This window comes from Vreelandella songnenensis, from assembly GCF_003002925.1.
GTDB classification, from domain to species: Bacteria; Pseudomonadota; Gammaproteobacteria; order Pseudomonadales; family Halomonadaceae; genus Vreelandella; species Vreelandella songnenensis.
Genome location: NZ_PVTK01000026.1, coordinates 1 through 2608, shown reverse-complemented (window position 1 = coordinate 2608; position 2608 = coordinate 1). Strand labels below are relative to the sequence as shown.

2 protein-coding genes and 1 pseudogene are annotated in these 2608 nt (G+C 48.0%); all 3 read left to right on the top strand.

Annotated features, from left to right (window positions below; translation table 11 throughout):
- Positions 1-63 precede the first annotated feature (63 nt).
- Entirely contained in the window at positions 64-1080 is a 1017-nt protein-coding gene (locus B0H98_RS16860) for a hypothetical protein (RefSeq protein WP_106376226.1), read from the top strand.
- A gap of 139 nt (positions 1081-1219) precedes the next feature.
- Complete coding sequence (locus tag B0H98_RS16855) at positions 1220-1732, top strand: hypothetical protein (RefSeq protein WP_106376225.1); 513 nt, start codon at positions 1220-1222, stop codon at positions 1730-1732.
- Positions 1725-2608, top strand: a pseudogene (locus tag B0H98_RS16850) (hypothetical protein); the annotation flags it as partial. The gene B0H98_RS16855 and the pseudogene B0H98_RS16850, both read left to right, overlap by 8 nt.

Here is a 2608-nt window from a genome sequence, read left to right as displayed (position 1 = left end):
TTACCCGTACAGAGCAACCCTATTGGGCCGATGAAACGACCCATCAGGATAACGAGAGTGCGAATGACTGATTTGACACCCATTACCTACGCTGAAACCGCGCATACCTCAGAGAAATTTTTATGGCCGCGTTCAGAGCCTTGCCACCACGGCAAGCGCTTTCGCTTAACCGCGGCTTCTGGGCAGCGGCTTGCGCCAAGAAATCCTACCATCAGTATACCTCCGGTTGCTAAAGGGCTAAAATTAATCCCCCCAGCACAGTTACGAGCTATTGAAAGTAAGCCAGATTTTTCACCCCGCCCTAAAGGCTATCAACAATATCCGATAAGGATGGATGAAGAGTGCTTGCGTTATTCAAGTCAAACTAAGTTAGGTTTTATTTTTGGAGTTGTTCGTGCATTAGGAATGGTTGGTTTCTTTTTGGCATTATTTGCTGCTTTTGTTAGTGTGGTAGCAGTATTTTTTGCATCACAATCATCTCAAAGCAATTTTAATTATAATGAAATGCTATCTGATTTGATCCCAGTATATATATATATACTGGGGTTTTGTTTGTTAATGTGGGGAGGCGTAAGACTAATCTACCGCTCGTTTCCTAACTTTGCCGCTGGTTTCCAGCCTGGCCCTATGTGGGAGTTAAATCGGCGAACGGGCATGGTCACAGTCTTTACTAATTCTGCTAAGAAAAGCACCGCTTGGAAGGTGGCCCATGACTTGCCCTTCCATGAGTTCGATTGTTATCTACAAAGCTCGCCGACTTCACAGGGCATTGCTCAATACAACCTAAGCCTAGTGCACTACAGCGTTGAGGCCCATGTTGCGCTAGTGGGCATGTTTGGGGTTACCAGCCGCCTGGATCAATTGGCTGCCTGGGACATGGTTCAGCACTATATGGATACATCACAGCCTTTACCTGACATACCCGTTTTTGAAATGTATCGCTCTCTGGATCCGACAACAGTCGAAGTGGACAAAGAGACAGGACGCCCCCCACGTTTTTGGCGGGATATGGATGATACAACCTTCAACCAGAAAATAACGGAATTGCAGGATCGTCTATCGGCGTTTTATTACGGTTAAGTTTCTTTTGCTCATCAATGAAAGAGCGGTGGCCTGATGTTATTTAATCGCTCTGTCTAGATGCTGATCTGCCGATGGCGAGCAGCGGCCTGCCATTGGCATCCTCAGTCAGCCGCCTTCCCCTACCCACGCTGAAAACTTGCTTGCCGAGCAGGCCGCCAGTCGTTTTTCTGGCCCAGTCGCCAACACGCGGGTGGTGGTCAAGAGTAACCTGCCCGGCTTGGCACCTGGTTGGGAACAGACTGCTCACTTTCAGTTTGAGCAAACAACCGAATACAAGCATGAGTTCCGTAAGGACGGGTACTCTCAGTGGATAGAGGAAGACAAAGAGCTGGGCGGCACGGTTCAGCCATTATTTGAGCGCAGCACAACGGATGGCCGTGAATACTATTTCTATACCCCTGCGATCACTACCCAGCCGGGGTCATGGCGGAGTCGTGAGCGCCGTACCCAAAATAAACTAAAAGTACGTGTGCAGTGGCAGCGCCAAAATGAACGTCAAAATAGTGTCGAGCTACCGCGAATGTTACCAGCACCTAAGCCGACCCAAGTAGCCAGCGGGAATCCATTAATTCCAGACTTTACCCGTACAGAGCAACCCTATTGGGCGGATGAAACGACCCATCAGGATAATGAGAGTGCGAATGACTGATTTAACACCCATTAGCTATGCGGAAACCGCGCATACCTCAGAGAAATTTTTATGGCTGCGTTCAGAGCCTTGCCACCACGGCAAGCGCTTTCGCTTAACCGCGGCTTCTGGGCAGCAACTGACCTATCGCCATCCAACCGAAGCCTTATTCCCAGCCCGAGAGCTAGTGGATATGCCACCTAAACGACTGCGTGAGCTGGAGCAGATGCCCAATCACTCGCCTCGGCCGAGCGATCAACCTGAACATCCGCTACGATGGGATGAAGAATGTTTGCGCTACACGAACCAGACTAAGATTAATTTTATTATAGGGGTAATACGTCTATTTAGTCTGTTCGGTCTACTTCTTTTTATGCCTATTCTTTTTCTTTCTTCTATTTATATATCATACTTAGCTGCGCAATATGAGCCTGGCAACATTATCTTAAGTGTTCTAAATAACTTTGATTGGTTTTTTTTTCTAAGTGTTTTTTCTTTCTTCTTGGCTGGATGGGTAGGTGCAAACTTACTTTACCGATTGTTTCCCGACTATACCTCTGGTTTCCAGCCAGGCCCTATGTGGGAGCTAAATCGACGCACAGGCATGGTGAAAGTATTTGCCAATTCAACCAAGAAAAGCACTGCTTGGAAGGTTGCACATGAATTACCTTTCCATGAGTTCGATTGTTATCTACAAAGCTCGCCGACTTCACAGGGCATTGCTCAATACAACCTAAGCCTGGTGCACTACAGTGTTGAGGCCCATGTTGCGCTAGTGGGCATGTTTGGGGTTACCAGTCGCCTGGATCAATTGGCTGCCTGGGATATGGTACAGCGCTTTATGGATACTTCTCAGCCCTTGCCAGACTCGCCACAGTGGGAACAGTTCCGTTCGCT